Source organism: Gimesia alba, from assembly GCF_007744675.1.
Classification (GTDB): Bacteria; Planctomycetota; Planctomycetia; order Planctomycetales; family Planctomycetaceae; genus Gimesia; species Gimesia alba.
The window spans coordinates 432930-449378 of record NZ_CP036269.1; the positions used below are offsets into that span (position 1 = coordinate 432930).

The window sequence follows — 16449 nt, forward strand, 5'->3', positions numbered from 1 at the left end:
GATTATCTTCCCGGAGGGACTAATGACGTCACGGCGCTTGATCTACATTCATACCCCCATTTTTCTATCTTTATTCTGTCTGGCTTTCTTTTTAAGCCCTCCTGTTTCTGAAGCAGGCGAGGACGGGTTCAAGCCAATCTTCGATGGCAAGACACTCAAAAACTGGGACGGCGATCCTCGTTTCTGGTCTGTTGAAGATGGGGCCATCACGGGTAGAACCACTAAAGAAAATCCAACGAAAGGTAATACCTTTATTATCTGGCGTGGCGGAACTCCCGGCGACTTTGAATTAAAACTCAAATACAAAATCATTGGACATAATTCGGGAATTCAATACCGCAGTTTCTCAGTTCCCGGCGATGACAAATGGCGGGTCGGCGGATATCAGGCCGATATGGAAGCCGGTGATAAATATTCGGGTATTCTGTATGGCGAGCGCTTTCGCGGCATTCTCGGTTTACGCGGACAGAAGACGGTCATCGGGAAAGATCACAAACCCAAAGTTGTTGGATCAGTCGGCGATACAGATGAGATTCAGAAAAAGATCAAAAAGGAAGACTGGAACGATTACCATATTATCGCTCGCGGCAATCACTTCATTCATAAAATCAATGGCGTGACAACCGTTGACGTGACTGATGAAGATGTGGAACAGCGACGGGCTGACGGAATCATCGCACTGCAGCTTCATCAGGGGCCACCGATGGTTGTGCAGTTCCGCGATATTGAGTTGAAAGAATTCCCGAAAGCAAACAAAACTTCTTCGACCGACGGCGCTAAAAAAAAAGTCGTTCTGATCGCCGGTAAAAAAAGCCACGGTTATGGAGCACACGAGCATCGTGCCGGGTGCATCCTGCTGGCAGACGCGTTGAACAAGAGTGGTTTGAATATTGAAGCCACTGTTGTCACCGAAGGCTGGCCTCAAGACTCCAGTATTCTGCAGGATGCTGATTCGATCGTGATTTACTGCGATGGTGGCGGTCGTCACCCTTATAACGCCCATCTGGATGAGCTCAATAAGCTGGCCGAGAAAGGCGTCGGCATGGTCAACATTCATTACGGCGTTGAAGTACCAAAAGGCGAATCAGGAGATGCATTTCTGCGTTGGATTGGTGGCTACTTTGAAGAATGGTGGTCGGTGAATCCTCACTGGACTGCCGATTATCAGAGTCTGCCCGCTCATCCCATCTCCAACGGTGTTGAGCCGTTTGCCATCAATGATGAATGGTATTATCACATGCGGTTTCAGCCCGACATGAAAAACGTGCAGCCGATTCTGACAGCGATTCCTCCCAAAGAAACACTCAAACGTCCTGATGGTGCTCACAGCGGAAATCCCGCGGTACGTAAGGAAATTGGGCAGCCGCAACACATGGCCTGGGCCTACGAACGTCCCGATGGCGGGCGTGGTTTTGGTTTTACCGGCGGCCACTTTCACTGGAACTGGGGCCACGATGATTTTCGCAAATTGGTTTTGAATGCGATTGCCTGGACGGCCCATGTCGAAGTCCCTTCTCAGGGCATCGATTCGGCGCCTGTGACAGTCGAGTTACTCGAGAAAAATCAGGATTATTCTAAACCAGATAACTTTAATCCCGCACGCATCAAAGCGATGCTCGCTGAGTGGAATCAATAAACAACTTTGGATTAAAATGAACCTCACGCCCGGGACATCAGCTAAAACATAAGAAGGAAACTGACTCCATGAAGTATCGTTGGCTTGCGATTATTCCCGCCCTGTTTCTGAATACGACATTCAACCTCGCAAACGTGTCTGCACAGACGGAACATGACCCCAGCCAGGCTGTCCCCAGTTTAACGGTGGCTCCCGGCCTGCAGGCAACTCTGTTTGCGTCCGAACCCAAAATCAGCAGTCCCTCCAGTATGGACGTCGACTCACAAGGCCGCGTCTGGATCTGCGAAGTGGTCAATTACCGCGCCAATCTGCGTGGGATTCCGACCCGCAAAGAGGGCGACCGGATTCTGATTCTGGAAGATACAGACGCCGATGGAAAAGCCGATAAGACAACCGTTTTTTATCAGGGAAATGAAATCAACGGTTCACAGGGGATCTGTGTTCTGGGAAACAAAGTCATCGTTGCTGCTTCACCCAATGTGTTTCTCTTCACCGATGAAAACAACGATGGTAAAGCAGACAAGAAAGAGTTGCTGTTCAAAGTTGCTGGATGCGAGCACGACCATTCTGCCCATACTTCGATTTTTGGTCCCGATGGAAAACTATACTGGAACTATGGGAATACCGGAAAACAGGTTTTTGATCGTGATGGAAAACCGATTCTTGAAAGTGACGGACGTCCCGTTTTGGATAATGGTAAACCTTACTGGGGAGGGATGGTCTTCCGTTGTAATCTGGATGGCTCTGACTTCGAAGTGCTGGGGCATAACTTCCGAAATAACTATGAAATCACCGTCGATTCTTTCGGCACCCTCTGGCAGTCAGATAACGATGACGACGGTAACCGTGGTGTCCGCATCAATTATGTAATGGAATACGGAAATTACGGCTATCTCGATCAACTGACGGGGGCGCGCTGGAAGACGCCACGAACTGGCATGCATACTGAAATTCCCCTGCGTCACTGGCACCTGCGTGATCCGGGCGTGGTTCCAAACTTGCTGCAGACCGGTGCCGGCTCACCGACGGGAATCTGCATTTATGAAGGTTCTCTTTTACCGAAAAAATATCAGGGTGAAATTATTCACTCCGATGCCGGACCGAATGTGGTCCGCGCGTATCCGGTTGAAAAAGAGGGGGCTGGCTACAAAGCCGAAATCGCCAATATCATCACCAGTGAAAAAGACAAATGGTTTCGTCCGTCCGATGTCTGTGTTGCCCCCGATGGGTCCCTGTTCGTCGCCGACTGGTATGATCCCGGCGTGGGGGGACACCGGATTGGCGATCAGGAACGCGGACGAATTTTCCGTATCGCGCCTCCCAATACGAAATATCAATTCGAGAAGCTCGACCTGAACACAATCGAGGGAGCGATTGCCGGCATTAAAAGCCCGAATCTGGCAACCCGTTACCTGGCCTGGAATAAATTGCACGAATTACAGGAGCAGGCGGAACCACAATTGGAAGTACTCTATCAGACTGACAACCAGAGGAACCGCGCTCGCGCCCTCTGGCTGTTGGCTGGCATTAAGGGTAAGGCAAACCAGTACGTCGAACGCGCGATCAAAGATGAGAATCCTGATATTCGCATCACCGGCCTGCGTGCGGCACGCCGTTACAAACTGGATGTAATTCCCTATGTGCAACAGTTAGTGAAAGATCCCTCACCGCAAGTGCGTCGTGAGTGTGCCATCGCACTGCATCACAATCAATCCTCGGCCGCACCCGGACTTTGGGTCACACTGGCTGATCAATATGATGGTAAAGATCGCTGGTATCTGGAAGCACTCGGAATTGGCATGGATGAGCAGGAGTCAAAATTCATGTCAGCCTGGCTCAAGCAGGCGGGCGACAATTGGGATACTCCCGTTGGCCGCGATCTACTGTGGCGCTCCAAGATTCCTTTGGCTGTGCCTTATCTGGTTAAAATTATCGAGAACCCGGATACGAAATTAGCTGAGCTGCCTCGTTATTTCCGTGCATTGGACTTCATTCCCGGAAAAGAAAAAAATGCAGCGGTTGCGGAACTGGCACTCATGCAGGAACCAGGTAACAAAACCCGGGAAACCTACATCATCGCAGAAGCCATTTCCCGCATGCCTGCGAACGTTGTGACACAAGATAAAAAGTACCAGCGTGCATTGGCGCAGGTGATCGACAGTAGCCGGGGTACTCCCGAGTTCACAAAGCTGGTCGGAAAATTCAAGGCGTCTGATTACTATCCCGAGTTAGTCGCTTTAGCCAGCCAATCGGGTAAATCACAGGCAGCCGTCGATGCGATTAGCGCTGCTCTCAGTCTGAAACAGAATGCGTTGATTCGGAAATCGCTGCAGGATAAAGGCGATACCGAAAAAGAACAGAATCAGAAACTTGATCTGATCTGGGCATTGGGAAGTGCCGGACATAATGGAGCTAATGCGATCCTGTTAAAAATCATCAAAGACAATCAGGAACCACTGGTCGATCGTCGCGAAGCCGTCCGGGCGATTGCCAAGACTCGGCCCGGCGCACATGCGCTGCTGGACCTGGCAGAGAAAGATTCTTTTGACTCACAATTAAAACAGACTGCTGCTGCTGCGATGTCTTCAACGATTATGAAAGATGTCAAAGAACGGGCCGCCAAACTTTTCCCGGCACCGCCCACCAAAGACAACAAACCTCTACCTCCCATTAACGTTCTGGCAGGGATGAAGGGTGATACGCTGGATGGTCGTGTGATGTTCAACACCAAAGGTACTTGTGCCAAGTGTCACGTCGTGAATGGCATGGGCAAAGAGGTGGGGCCAAATCTGTCTGAAATCGGTAAGAAGCTGAGCCGCGAAGCGCTGTTCGAGTCGATCCTCTATCCCAGTGCCGGCATCAGCCACAACTATGAATCGTATACACTGATTCTGGAGTCGGGAAACGTTGTGAATGGACTCCTGGTTAATAAAACTGACGACGCCATCACGATCAAGGATGCGGAAGCGATTTCACGCACCTTCAAAATGGATGACGTGGATGAGATCATTCAACAAAAGATCTCCCTCATGCCTGCTGACCTGCAGAAAGTGCTGACTCAGGAAGAACTCGTCAACATCGTCGAGTACCTGACCACATTGAAGAAGGCCAAAAAGAACGAAAAAGCGAGCCGGTAATTTGAACCAGGGGGGCGTTGGGCTTTACCGTTCCTCCTGATGCCGCCCTTACCTGGCTCAATGAGGTGTCTTGGAGAAGTCAGATGGAAGAGCAGTCAGACTTATCGTCTGAAGTGTCAAGTGAGGTTCGTAATAAACCTCGCCTGAGCACAAACGGTATTGGTCAATTCATTTTTGCTTTGTACAAGCGAAGATGGGGGTGGATTACAACGCCTTTTGGCTTATTCGTTTTTGGTGCGGCACTCGTTTTCATGGCGACAACTGCCGACAGTAAAAATACGCTTCGACATCAATCAGCAGTTAATATTGTGACTTTCAGTCCAGATGGTAAAACTCTGCTCACTGCGGGTCACTACGAAGTAGCGCGGCTATGGGACGTTGACTCACGAAGTCCCAAAGGGAAGTTGTTAAAGCATAACGAAGAGGTCCGCGCATTGGCCTTCAGCTCTGATGGCAGGACAGCGATCACAGCCGGAGAATATGGAGCTGTCTGCCTATGGGATGTTTCCAGCGGTCGTTTGAAAGGTAAGCCAATTAAAAATCTGGGAAACCTGTATGCTGTGGCAATCAGCCCCGATGGTCAAAAATTGGTTGCAAGTAACCGGAACAGTGAAGTCACTTTCTGGAATATTGAAAGTGGTGAAAAAAACGGAACCCAACTACAGTTTCGAGGTCAAGTTAATGCGTTTGCATTCAATCCGGATGGGAAAACGATTGGCATCGCAAGTGGTGATAAAGTACAAATATGGAATCTAATCACTGGCGAACTTCAGGGAAAAACTCTTGAGAACAAAAGATTTAATGGTGTCTACGCACTTGCCTTCAGCCCCGATGGAAAATCAATTGCCACTGGAAGCAAGGACAGTATGGTGCGTCTGTGGGACTTAGCCAGCGGTGAGCTCAAAGGGAAACCGCTGCCGCATGAGAGATTCAATCCCGTGAAAGCAGTCGCATTCAGCCCTGATGGAGAGACCCTGATCACAGGAAGCGAAGACAATACTGCGCGATTTTGGGATGTGAAAACGGGCGAGCTCAAGGGAGAGCCAGTTCAACACGAAGATCGAGTGACGTCAGTCGCTTTTAGCCCCGATGGGAAACTGGCGGCGACTGCAAGCTGGGATGGTACAGCGCGTTTGTGGGAAGTGCCGTAGACACTTAAAACATTCGCAAAAGTGATGAAGGGCAGTCCCAGTATCACTCCGAATCATAAAGGAGAACCAGTTGCGCACCACGAATCTCATTGGCTGGATTGGTGTGGTGCTGGTCACCCTCGCTGCCGGCTTCTGGTCGTTCTGGGGGACCATCGAAGCTTTTCACGAAGGTTGGTGGCAACCTCTGTTAGGGATGCGGTTGCTGCAGACGGCCGCTTATCTCAGCCCGGCAGTCGTTTTTAGTGGTGTCGCCGTATTGGGAATTCGCTGGCCCCGTGTCGGCGCAGTGTTGTTTATTTTGCTGGGAGCGGTGATCGCAACTCTGATCATCATTGATCGGTCGAGTATTTCAATTCAGATCGTACTTTGTTTGACGGCCCTGCCGATGATAGTGGGCCTTCTGTTTCTATTCGGGCGACCGCAGCCCAAAGCAGCCGCTTATGCTGTTGCGGTGGGAATTCCTCTGTTGATATTACTGGGATCGGGGGCAGAGCCTGTCTATCGGGTTTGCACGCGATTCGATGATGGTGATCGGGGAGAGCGGTTGGTGGAAGGGCTGGGGGTGACTCTCGTCTGGGCGCCGGCCGGTCCGGGGTGGAGTCGGGATGGAGGCGTTGACTGGCACGAGGCCCGCGAACGCGTTCGCTATCTGACTGAAGATGGTCTGTCACTGGCCAACGAACCGCAAGGTTTCTGGCGGTTGCCAACGCGCGAAGAAGTTGTCTGTTCATTGACGCGCGGCAATCGAAATGCAGGCGGAACATGGGACCCCGTTCGAAATCAACCACACTACAAACGCAAACCTGATAAAGAGTCTCCGCTCTGGGATCCCTTTGCCCCCCTGATTTATCTCTGGACATCTGACGAAGCGGACGAACGAAGTGCCTGGATCGTGGTCTATCATGGCGGCATCTACCCCAAGCCCAAGACTCTGGCATCACCCAGTATCGGCTTTCGTGCCGTCCGCAAACCTGGGGCAACCAAACTTTGAAAACGGTTCAGGAACAACTTTTCTCAAATTACTTTAATATCTCGTTAACAGATTTATTTTCAGATCACCTATGCTAAGATAGTTTTAGTCAGTGTTTCATTTTATCCTGTTGGCGTTCGACATGAATACGAGCATCGCAGCCACAGATCTTCCTCGGCTTTCAGACATCGGTACTGATTTACTTCAGATTACAAGATGTCAGCGGATTCGAACCCTTTCAGTCCCCTTCATTGCCTGTCTGGCGTATTGGCTGTTTGCCTGTTCTGGATACTGGGGCTTTGCAGTCTTATCACTGGTTGTAATGAGCTTCATTACTTACGGTTCTACTTCACACGATCTGGTTCATCACAATCTGGGTTTACAGCGCAGGACCAATGAGTTTTTCCTATTTCTGATCGAAGCGATCGCGCTTCGGAGCGGTCATACTTATCAGGTGGTCCATTTGAACCACCATGCACGATTTCCGCATGAAGATGATATTGAAGCTGATGCATCCCGTATGTCTTTCCCGCGGGCCATCCTGGAAGGTTTTGTGTTTCAGTTTCGAATTTATATCTGGGCGCTGCGAAATCCGCGAGGTCGATTGAACTGGATTATCGTGGAAGGCGTGGTTGTGTTTTGCCTGATCCTGGGAGCCCTGATTGCGATTCCGTATACTCTTATTCCTGTCATCTATGTCGGTCTGATGATTGCCGGGAGCTGGATTATTCCGCTCATTACTGCATTTATCCCACATGATCCGCGGGCAACCGATGCCGTGCATCAGACACGGTTATTTCGAGGGACACTGTTTCGGTTCATTGCCTTTGATCATCTCTACCATCTGGAGCATCATCTCTATCCGAACGTTCCTCATCAGAACTGGCCTCGGCTGGCACAACGTCTGGATCCCTGGTTTGAGAAAATGGGGCTCCAGTCGATCCGCTTCTGGTTCTGATGAGCAAACAAGATTCCTGTGGGGGAGAAGACAATGATTGGAAAATGGCTGCGGTTTCTATTGTGGCAGCCTTATGCACTATTCTGTCGGCGTTTTCCCTTATGGCCCTTTCGTGTGACTGTGACGCAACCCGTGGAATATATCACCTGTATCCAGATCGATAATTTACTGACACGCCTGTTAAGCCGGTTCAGTGGAGGATACGATTACGCCGTCTGTTATCTCGTGGATGGATCACTGCTGATCGATACGGGCTTTCCCTGGGCACGTCGCAGTTTGAAACAGACACTCATCGAACTGGGAGTCGTGGATAACATCACCACGGTCGTCAACACGCACTATCATGAAGATCATACGGGAAACAACGACCTTTTGGTCGAGCTGTGTAAAGCACAGGTGCTGGTTCATCCGGATGCGATTCCGGAAATTCGTTTTCCCGTCGAATTGCGCTGGTATCGCAGTTTTCTATTTGGCCCGACTCAGATTGCGGATGCGAGTCCCATCGGGGCGTCAATCAAGACAGAGCATACGCAATTTGATGTAATCGAAACGCCCGGTCATTGTCCGGGGCATATCTGTCTGTTTGAACCGGACAAAAAAATCTTATTCAGCGGAGATCTCTACATCGCCGCCGATCTGGACAGTCAATTGGGTGATGCGGATGGTCCCCAATGGATAGCCAGCCTGGAAAAGGTTTTGGCCTTAAGTCCCGAATGGCTATTTGATGCCCATGGCACCGTTTTTGAAGGGAGCCAGGCGGTAGAACAGCAGTTACAGAGAAAACTGGAATTTCTGCTGACGATTCGCAGTCGGGTACATCAGTTTGCGACGCACGAGCAGACGATTGAAGAATTGACTCGGAAAGTGTTCGATCGCCATAGTCTGGTTGATTTTCTGTCTTTTGGTGAAGGCTGGCTTTCCTTGATTACTGGCTCCGACTTCTCTCGGAGTAACATTGTGAAGTCCTTTCTCCGCGAAAAATTTCGTGCTGAAGCTTCCGATGAGAAGACATTCATAAAAAAAGAAGTACAGGACACAGCCATATCTTCGATGGACGCTCAACAACTCTAAGAGGAATCAGTATGATGAAGGTGAGAACAAAAGCCGATTTCCTCAATCAGCAGTGAGAAGCTTTCATGCCTGAAACCACCCGTTATCGTGAAATTGAAGTCACTGGTACGCCCCGTGAAATGGGTCAGCAGCTGGGAGAGACAGCCAGAGAAGAAGTGCAGGTGTTTTGTGAAGTGGCGCTCGAGCGTCTGCAAGAGACGATGCAGGTCGGCTGTGATCACGCGAAATCGCTGGCGGAACAGTGCTTGCCGTTTGTGAAAGAATATAGCCCGGATTCTGTTGAGGAACTGCGGGGCGTTGCTGAAGCCACGAGATTGCCATTCTGGAAAATCATGCTGTTGCAGATTCGTAACCAGTTCACCCCGGACTCCGACTCAGGTTGTACCTCAATCAGCCTGCCTGCGACTTCTAAATGTTCCGCGATTGTCGCGCAAAACTGGGACAATGATCCTACGCTCGATCCCTTCACCATCATGCTGACACGCCGCCCGGTTGGAAAACCGGCACTGATGACACTGACCCAGGCAGGATTAATTTCCTATATCGGCTTTAATGAAGCCGGGATCGGGGCCTGTCTGAATTCGCTGCCGGCACCGAGTCGCTCGCTGGGAGTTCCACATTATTTCACGCTCCGCGAATTATATGAGGCGACCAGTCTGGATACCGCCGTCCACGCGATCAGGCGGGCACAGCGCGCGATTCCGGCGAACATCATGTTGACCACACCCGAAGGGCCTGCCGACCTCGAAGTCACGATAGACGATGTGCAGGTTCTACGTCCGGAAGAAACCAGCTGGATAACGCATACCAATCATTGTCTGCATCCGGATTTGTGTGAATATAACGAACAATTTCCGGAGCTGATCGGTTCCCATCCTCGCAAAGCCCGGATTGATGAATTGCTGAGTGCAAATACCGCCGAGATCGGAGTTGAGGAGATCAAGACGGCGCTCAGAGATCATCAGGGCCATCCCCGTTCCATTTGCCGGCATGTCAATGATGATCCAGATCACGGATTCTGGCAAACCGTTTTTTCTGTGATCATTGAACCAGGAGAGAGACGCATGCACGTCTCACGAGGAACACCCTGCAGTGCTCCGTATGAGATCTATCAGTTATAGCCCGTCTTTTCCTGCTCCAGACTGAGGATCAAACCACACATCCTATCAATGGCTGCGTCGGTCAGTTCCGGGTAACAGGGGAGGAATACCGTTTGGTTTAACAGATGCGTTGCATGCGGGCAGTTGAGTCCAGGTCGATCAGTGGGTGGAGGAACTACCGCCAGACGTCCCCGCTGAGTGCTGTCGAAGCCCTCTTGTTGTAACTGCGAGATCAGTGCCTCAGGTTGATCGCTCAGCAATGGGAACAGCCAGAACGAGTGTTGTGGATTAATTCGTTCCGGCTGTGTTAGTTCCAGTTCTAACCGGGTGATGATACGCTGTGCGTGTTGAATTCGTCGGTGGATTCGTTGAGTATCGTAGGTTTGCAGGCGATGTTTCAGCAGCTGGAGTGTGCCGGTGCTGGGCTGTTGGCGTAACTGGGCCAGCAAATTATCATCTGAGAAGCCGCGAGTTAGACCGCCGAGGATGTCGTCAACACTTTTTCCAAGTCGTCTGGCAAGTGCGGTGATGGTACCGAAAAAGGGTTTTGTCGAAATCGCTTTGAGGCAGGCGAATTTACAGATGTTGCAGGTGAGTTTTCTACCGACCTGAACGGGCTCCTGTGCTTGTCTGTTTCGCATACAATCAAGAATCGCAGGATCACTCACACGACAAAGTGCGCCGCCCAGCGCCGTTGCCGTTTTAATGGGACCGAAGCTGAACAGACTGGCGTCTGCTTGTTCGCTTCCGCGCCACTCGGGTTCACACCATGCCTGAGCGCAGTCTTCTATGACGTAGAGATTATGTTTGCGGGCCACTTTGAGGATCTCTTCCATCTCAGGTCGGGCGCCGAACAGATGCGATACGACAAGCACTTTCGATTTTGAAGTGACTGTTTTCTGTAAGGCGGTCAGATCAAGCTGAAAATCGCTACCGCTGAGATCAACGGGGACAGGGATGAGATCGTGAGCTTTCGCAATCAGTGGCATGTCGGGAATTGTGACTGCGGAAAACAGAACTTCTGATCCTGTCGGCAGGTCAAGGGCCTGCAGTAGCAGATCGAATCCACTACGGACGGAGAGACATACCAGTGCATCATTGTTGCCTCCCGACCAGAGGTCTTCCAGTTTTGCCTGAGCGACTTGCCTGCCTCCCGGCAGTAGTGAACTGCAGAAACCAAAGCATAAGTCGCGCCAGCCGATATCCAGCCTCAGGCGGATCCACATTGATTTGCTTTCATGATCGTGACCGAGAAAATCAGACTCGTAATCTTATTCTTCATCATACTCGATCTCTTTCTCTGGATTGCCATATTTCTGATAGAACTGATTCTGGAACAGTTCCTGCGGATCATAGTCTCTCTTTAATGTAAAAAACTGCTTAGCCTGTGGGTAGGCTCTGTGAAACTGCTGTGGTGTCGCGTGCAGACGGTAGGGCAGGTAGTATCGGCCGTCTGCTTGAAGTGCTGCTTCGATCAAATCCACAGACATTACCTCCATTTTTCTGTCTCCCCCTTCCGTTCGTGGTTGATAAAACAGCATCACGAATGCAAACATCTGCTGGTCTGCATAGCGGAGAAAGGTATCCTGATCCGTATTAATCTGGCGAACGGTCACATTCAACAGGTCCTGATTATGTCGTGGAATGATTTCACGTAACGCTTTGACAAATTCCGCAAGACCTGTCTTGGGGATAAAATACTCGTGCAGAATGTCGGTGTGATCTGCAGAACGATTCTCAAAGATTTCCACACCTTCATTCAGTAATTGGTTCCGCGAATAATATTTCTGTTGCAAGTGTGGTTGCAGTTTTGTCTCCGCATTCCAACGCAGTTTTTTTCCATACTCGTTGCTGCTGGAACCTCGAAAAATAGGACGTCGAATTGCCGCTATGCTGGGTTCTGTTAGATCAGGTATTTTTCCCGAAGTAGCTGGATCAGGATAAAATACATTGATGATGACGTCCTGCAGGAAATGATCGGGGGTGATATTCATTCGAGCGAATACCATTGCGACATTGGGATCGTCGATCATTGTATCGAACGTACCGAGGGCCTGCTCGACAGGGACGATTGATTGTTCCAATCGGTATCTCTCATTCGGTACCACTCGCAAATCAACATCCAGAATTACTCCAAACAGGCCATACCCACCTAGCGCCAGTGAAAACAGTTCTTTGTTTCTGGTTCGACTGCAATGGACAATTTTCCCGTCAGCCAACATCAAACGAAAGGATTCCACTGACGAGGCGATGGGAGGTTGGCCATATTGCCAGCCATGACAGTTCACACTGATGGACCCGCCGACAGTAAAGGAATTGTTCGACTGCATGATCGCGACGGACTTTCCTCGCTGGTTGAGCCAGGGAATGATTTCACTCCATTTTGCTCCCGCCTGAACGTGCAGCAAATTTTGTGCTTCATCCAGTTCCATTTTTTTGAAGGGCGTCATGTCGATCATGATCCCGCCAGGAATTAGAGTGTGGCCTCCCATACTGTGACGCGAGCCAGCAATCGAGATGCGTAATCCTGTTCGATGCGCGTGCGCAAACAGTTGTGCGAGTTGTGTTTCGGCTGCTGTCGTATCCAGGGGAACCGGCCAAACCTGATGGATTGGGGTTAAATTCATTCGGCTGGCATCATCCATGAAACCTTCCGGCGGTGATTCGCGCACTTCGGTATCCTGCCAGGCCGTTCGAGCTAAGTGCAGCAATGGTCGCCCGATCAGCGCTGCCGTCAGTAAGAAAATGACCATACTTACGATAGCACAACGGCGGCTTCTTCTACCCCACTTCCAGTGTCGGGACCGAAATAATGTCCATCGCATCAAGAACCCCCCCTTAATAATGAGAACCTGCAATTATCAAGGCGGGGTCTTCAGGAGAATATCACGGCGAAAGTTGCTGATTTTTATAAAAATCAGCAGACAGATTGTTTAATGTCGGAGAAGCTGCTTTAGCTGGCACATATTTGACTATTCTCTGCTTCATGAACATAACTGGCCACAACTTCGATTAGTTTTCTGCGGTCAATTGGCTTGGTCAGATAGTCGTCGCAGCCGGCATCAATACACTTTTGACGATCTCCACTCAAAGCATGTGCCGTTAAAGCTATGATCGGTCCGTTGAAATTTGCTTCTCTTAATTGTTGAGTGGCGCTATAACCGTCCAAAACAGGCATTTGCATATCCATCAGAATCGCGTCGAAAGGATTTCCCTCTTTCATTGCGGCTGTCGCCTGATCAAAGGAAATTTGTCCATTCTCGGCTAACGAGACTTTCGCGCCTGCTTTTTTCAAAATAAAGCTGATCAGTCGTTGGTTGTCGATTCCATCCTCAGTGACCAGAATATGTTGGTCACGTAACGGGAACTCACTTGGTACTGCCGTCTGTGTGTCGTTTTTCTTGATGACTGGTGCTGTGATATGACCTTCAATCAAGGGAATCTTCTCCAGGGAACCAGTGTTAATGGTGAAGGAAAAGGTACTTCCTTTTCCAGGAGTACCGGAAACAGAAATGGTTCCTCCCAGAAGTTCTGTCAACCGTTTGCTGATTGCCAGTCCCAGACCAGTTCCACCATATTTCCGTGTCATGGAACCATCGGCTTGGGTAAACGGTAAGAAAAGCAGATGGGTTTTATCTTCGGCGATCCCAATGCCGGTGTCGATGATATCAAACTGGAGTTGAGGTTGCTGGCTATTTTCATTGACCAGGCGAGTGATCACCTCAACGGTTCCTGTCTCCGTAAATTTAATGGCATTTCCAATGAGATTGATCAAGATTTGAGTCAATCTTGTGGGATCAGTATTAATTGTTTCTGGTATGGGACCATCAATTCGGAAATCAAATACCAGGCCTTTGGTTTTTGCCTGGAGTTTCATCAGGGAGACCACTTTACTCATGATTTCGTGAGGAGAGCACCGTACTAATTCAACATGGAGTTTTTTAGATTCGATACTGGATAAATCGAGAATATCAGTAATTAGTTTGATTAGAAATTCTCCGTTTTCCTTGATCGTACGTGCCGCTTCTACTTCGCCCGGTTCACCGGCACTGTCTAGAATAAGATCACTGAACCCCAAAATGGCGTTCATGGGGGTTCGGATTTCATGACTCATGTTGGTCAGGAATTCACTTTTGGCGCGGTTCGCCGCCTCAGCTACTTCTTTTGCTTTGATTAGATCGACTTCAGCATGCTTACGCGAGGTTATGTCCGTTGCATACAGGTTGACGTAGCTCTCTTCTTTGGCAATCGGTGTCACGATCAGAGAGTAATATCGATCGATGGCATCGATTTCGAGTTCAATTGTTTCATGCGTTTTCAAAGCCTGCTGACACGTATAATAGATTTCGTCAGGGAGTGGTTTTTCCTTTTGGGTTTCCCAGAAGTCAAGTAAATGTTTACTCGATTTATTGGCGTAAAGTAACGTCCCGTCAGCAGAGGCTCGCATGACCGGGTTGCTGTCTTCGTCGGGGAATCGTGACAGCCGCTCAATTGCTCTGGAAGATCGTTGCTGTTCTGTAATATCCAGTATGACGGCTACAAAAACCTTTCTCGTTCCTAGAACAGAAGATTCAATGTGCACTTCGACTGGGTATTCTGACCCATCTTTTCTACGATGTATGCTGTTTAATTCGACACAGCTTTGCAAACCAAGCTTGAGGGGTTCCAGCATCCTTTCTAAATCAGGCATTGTGAGCCCCGAAGTGATATCCACAGGAGTGAGTTTTTGTAACTCTTCCAGATTGTAACCAATATTGAGTCGCGCTCCTCGATTGGCATAAATAAAATGGTAGGTATCGGGATCGCCGATAAATATTTCGTTATGAGATTGATCTAATATTTTACCAAAAGCGCTGAGTTGTTCGGCCCGTTCGTTTGCTGCCAATAACTCTTCAGCCTGCTGTTTCAGTTCCTGGGTTTTCAGCTCTAAATTACGGTTATTTTCCGAGATCAACTGGTTGGCAGTATGTAATTCGTGTGTTCGTCTTTGAACCTCTGTTTCCACTGTTTCATTCGTTTCTTCCAAGGTTGCCCGTTGTCGTGCCATTGCTTTCATTTCACCTAAACTCTGATTAATGGCAATCAGCAAAAAGATATCTTCAAAGACAACCCAGGCACCATGTTCCACAATCCGCCATGGACTTGCTGTGAGCGTTCCGAATACAGCCTGTGGATAGAAGAGACCAAATGCTGTATGATCGATTACCACAACGGTTGTGGCAGTGATCAGGACGCGCCAGTCTCGATAAAAAGCAAGAAATGCCAGCGATCCAAAAATATGGAAGTGTGTTTCAATGCGTCCCCCACTCAAATGAATTAAGAGTGAAGCCGTCAACATTTGGCCAATCGCGATCGAATGTCGTGTTAAGGTGGCACCAGGACGGAGAAAGGTAAAAAGCACAGGGAAGAGAGTAATCAATCCACCAAATAATATTGCCGCCCAGACATGCAGATGTGTTTCGCTGACAGAGCCGATCCATGTTCGGGGAGTTACCAGAAATGCGGCTCCGATCGCAGCAAACCACTGCACAATCATCAGACAGGCAAAGAGTCGGTCGGTTCTTCTGTAAAGATCTCGCCGATTTTCCGTAAATAGCTCATCAGCTCTTTTCGAAGCTGTTTCATTCATCGTTGTAGATAAAATATGAGTAGGCATTATTGATTCTCCTGCTGACAAGCGTCGTTTCGTCCTAGCAGAGGGCATCCAAAGGTGAATGTTGTTTGTCTTTCGGTATTGCCACCGGTTAAGATTGTCTCGATTGCTGTTCTTCCCACGTTGTCACCTGAATGGCCCCGTGAACCCGTGATACCACCGTGAAATAATAATTGTCCATTTGCATCATAAAGTAAGACATAACCGGAAGTCGTGGCACCAAATAAATGGGCCTCAGAACCATCTATGTCACTCGAAACAGAGACTCCGGGGATATGTTTCGCGGTTTCCCAGAGATCTGTCTTTTCCCATCCTTCAAGAAAACTGGCAGGTTTATAGAATAATACGCGGGCATCAATCCGTTCTGGACCATGTGCCATGATCAAGGCCAGTTCACCAATGCTGGCACGCGTGCAAGGGCAACGAGGGTGCGCAAACATAACCAGAGTCGGCCGTCTATGATTACAGGTCATACGACTGTCGGCTGGCCAATCTTTTGGTGCATCGGGAAGTTCACCCGGCGTCACTTGATATTCCCAGATCACAGACATACCAAGTAACACAGCACCCAGCCAGAGAACGAGCATCGCTGGTAGAGCCAGGCTTTGGCTCATCCCTTCTTGAGGGGGTAAATCTTTTTGGTCAATCATCTTCTCAGTATGTGACATGTGAGTGATTACTTCGTGAATTCAATTTATCAACTAAAGTGAGTTTCCAGTTTCCTGAAAATTGTTTTAAAAAGGCGACATTGCTGTATAAGAGTAAGTTGCTTT

11 protein-coding genes are annotated in these 16449 nt (G+C 49.3%); 7 read left to right on the forward strand and 4 right to left on the reverse strand.

Going from position 1 to position 16449, the window contains the following annotated elements; genetic code table 11:
- Window positions 1-22: 22 nt before the first annotated feature.
- From Pan241w_RS01670 to Pan241w_RS01700, 7 genes are all read left to right on the forward strand, one after another.
- Window positions 23-1636, forward strand: coding sequence for a DUF1080 domain-containing protein (locus Pan241w_RS01670; RefSeq protein ID WP_145209996.1), 1614 nt, complete (start codon window positions 23-25; stop codon window positions 1634-1636).
- Between the two features lie 68 nt (window positions 1637-1704).
- The gene (locus tag Pan241w_RS01675) at window positions 1705-4773 is read left to right on the forward strand and encodes a PVC-type heme-binding CxxCH protein (protein WP_145209999.1); all 3069 of its coding nucleotides are present in this window, start codon (window positions 1705-1707) and stop codon (window positions 4771-4773) included.
- 251 nt (window positions 4774-5024) lie between these two features.
- Window positions 5025-5924: a WD40 repeat domain-containing protein gene (locus tag Pan241w_RS01680; protein ID WP_390620970.1), complete on the forward strand. Its 900-nt coding sequence runs from the start codon at window positions 5025-5027 to the stop codon at window positions 5922-5924.
- Window positions 5925-5994: 70 nt separating this feature from the next.
- Entirely contained in the window at window positions 5995-6915 is a 921-nt protein-coding gene (locus Pan241w_RS01685) for a DUF7670 domain-containing protein (RefSeq protein ID WP_145210005.1), read from the forward strand.
- A 121-nt stretch (window positions 6916-7036) separates the two neighbouring features.
- Complete coding sequence (locus Pan241w_RS01690; protein ID WP_145210008.1) at window positions 7037-7852, forward strand: fatty acid desaturase family protein; 816 nt, start codon at window positions 7037-7039, stop codon at window positions 7850-7852.
- 33 nt (window positions 7853-7885) lie between these two features.
- Window positions 7886-8923, forward strand: a complete 1038-nt coding sequence (locus Pan241w_RS01695) for an MBL fold metallo-hydrolase (RefSeq protein ID WP_145210011.1) — start codon at window positions 7886-7888, stop codon at window positions 8921-8923.
- A 65-nt stretch (window positions 8924-8988) separates the two neighbouring features.
- Window positions 8989-10044, forward strand: a complete 1056-nt coding sequence (locus Pan241w_RS01700) for a C45 family autoproteolytic acyltransferase/hydolase (protein ID WP_145210014.1) — start codon at window positions 8989-8991, stop codon at window positions 10042-10044.
- On the opposite strand, the gene Pan241w_RS01705 is transcribed toward Pan241w_RS01700, so the two are convergent.
- The 4 genes from Pan241w_RS01705 to Pan241w_RS01720 form a co-directional block, all read right to left on the reverse strand.
- Window positions 10035-11249, reverse strand: a complete 1215-nt coding sequence (locus Pan241w_RS01705) for an aminotransferase class I/II-fold pyridoxal phosphate-dependent enzyme (RefSeq protein ID WP_145210017.1) — start codon at window positions 11247-11249, stop codon at window positions 10035-10037. The two genes, Pan241w_RS01700 and Pan241w_RS01705, sit on opposite strands and share 10 nt — an antisense overlap.
- Window positions 11250-11294: 45 nt before the next feature.
- On the reverse strand, window positions 11295-12848 hold the full coding sequence (locus Pan241w_RS01710; protein ID WP_145210021.1) for an FAD-binding oxidoreductase: 1554 nt from the start codon (window positions 12846-12848) through the stop codon (window positions 11295-11297).
- A gap of 128 nt (window positions 12849-12976) precedes the next feature.
- Window positions 12977-15679, reverse strand: coding sequence for a PAS domain-containing hybrid sensor histidine kinase/response regulator (locus tag Pan241w_RS01715; RefSeq protein ID WP_198000263.1), 2703 nt, complete (start codon window positions 15677-15679; stop codon window positions 12977-12979).
- The gene (locus Pan241w_RS01720; protein ID WP_145210027.1) at window positions 15679-16344 is read right to left on the reverse strand and encodes a thioredoxin domain-containing protein; all 666 of its coding nucleotides are present in this window, start codon (window positions 16342-16344) and stop codon (window positions 15679-15681) included. The genes Pan241w_RS01715 and Pan241w_RS01720 overlap by 1 nt, the downstream gene beginning before the upstream one ends.
- Between the last annotated feature and the right edge of the window lie 105 nt (window positions 16345-16449).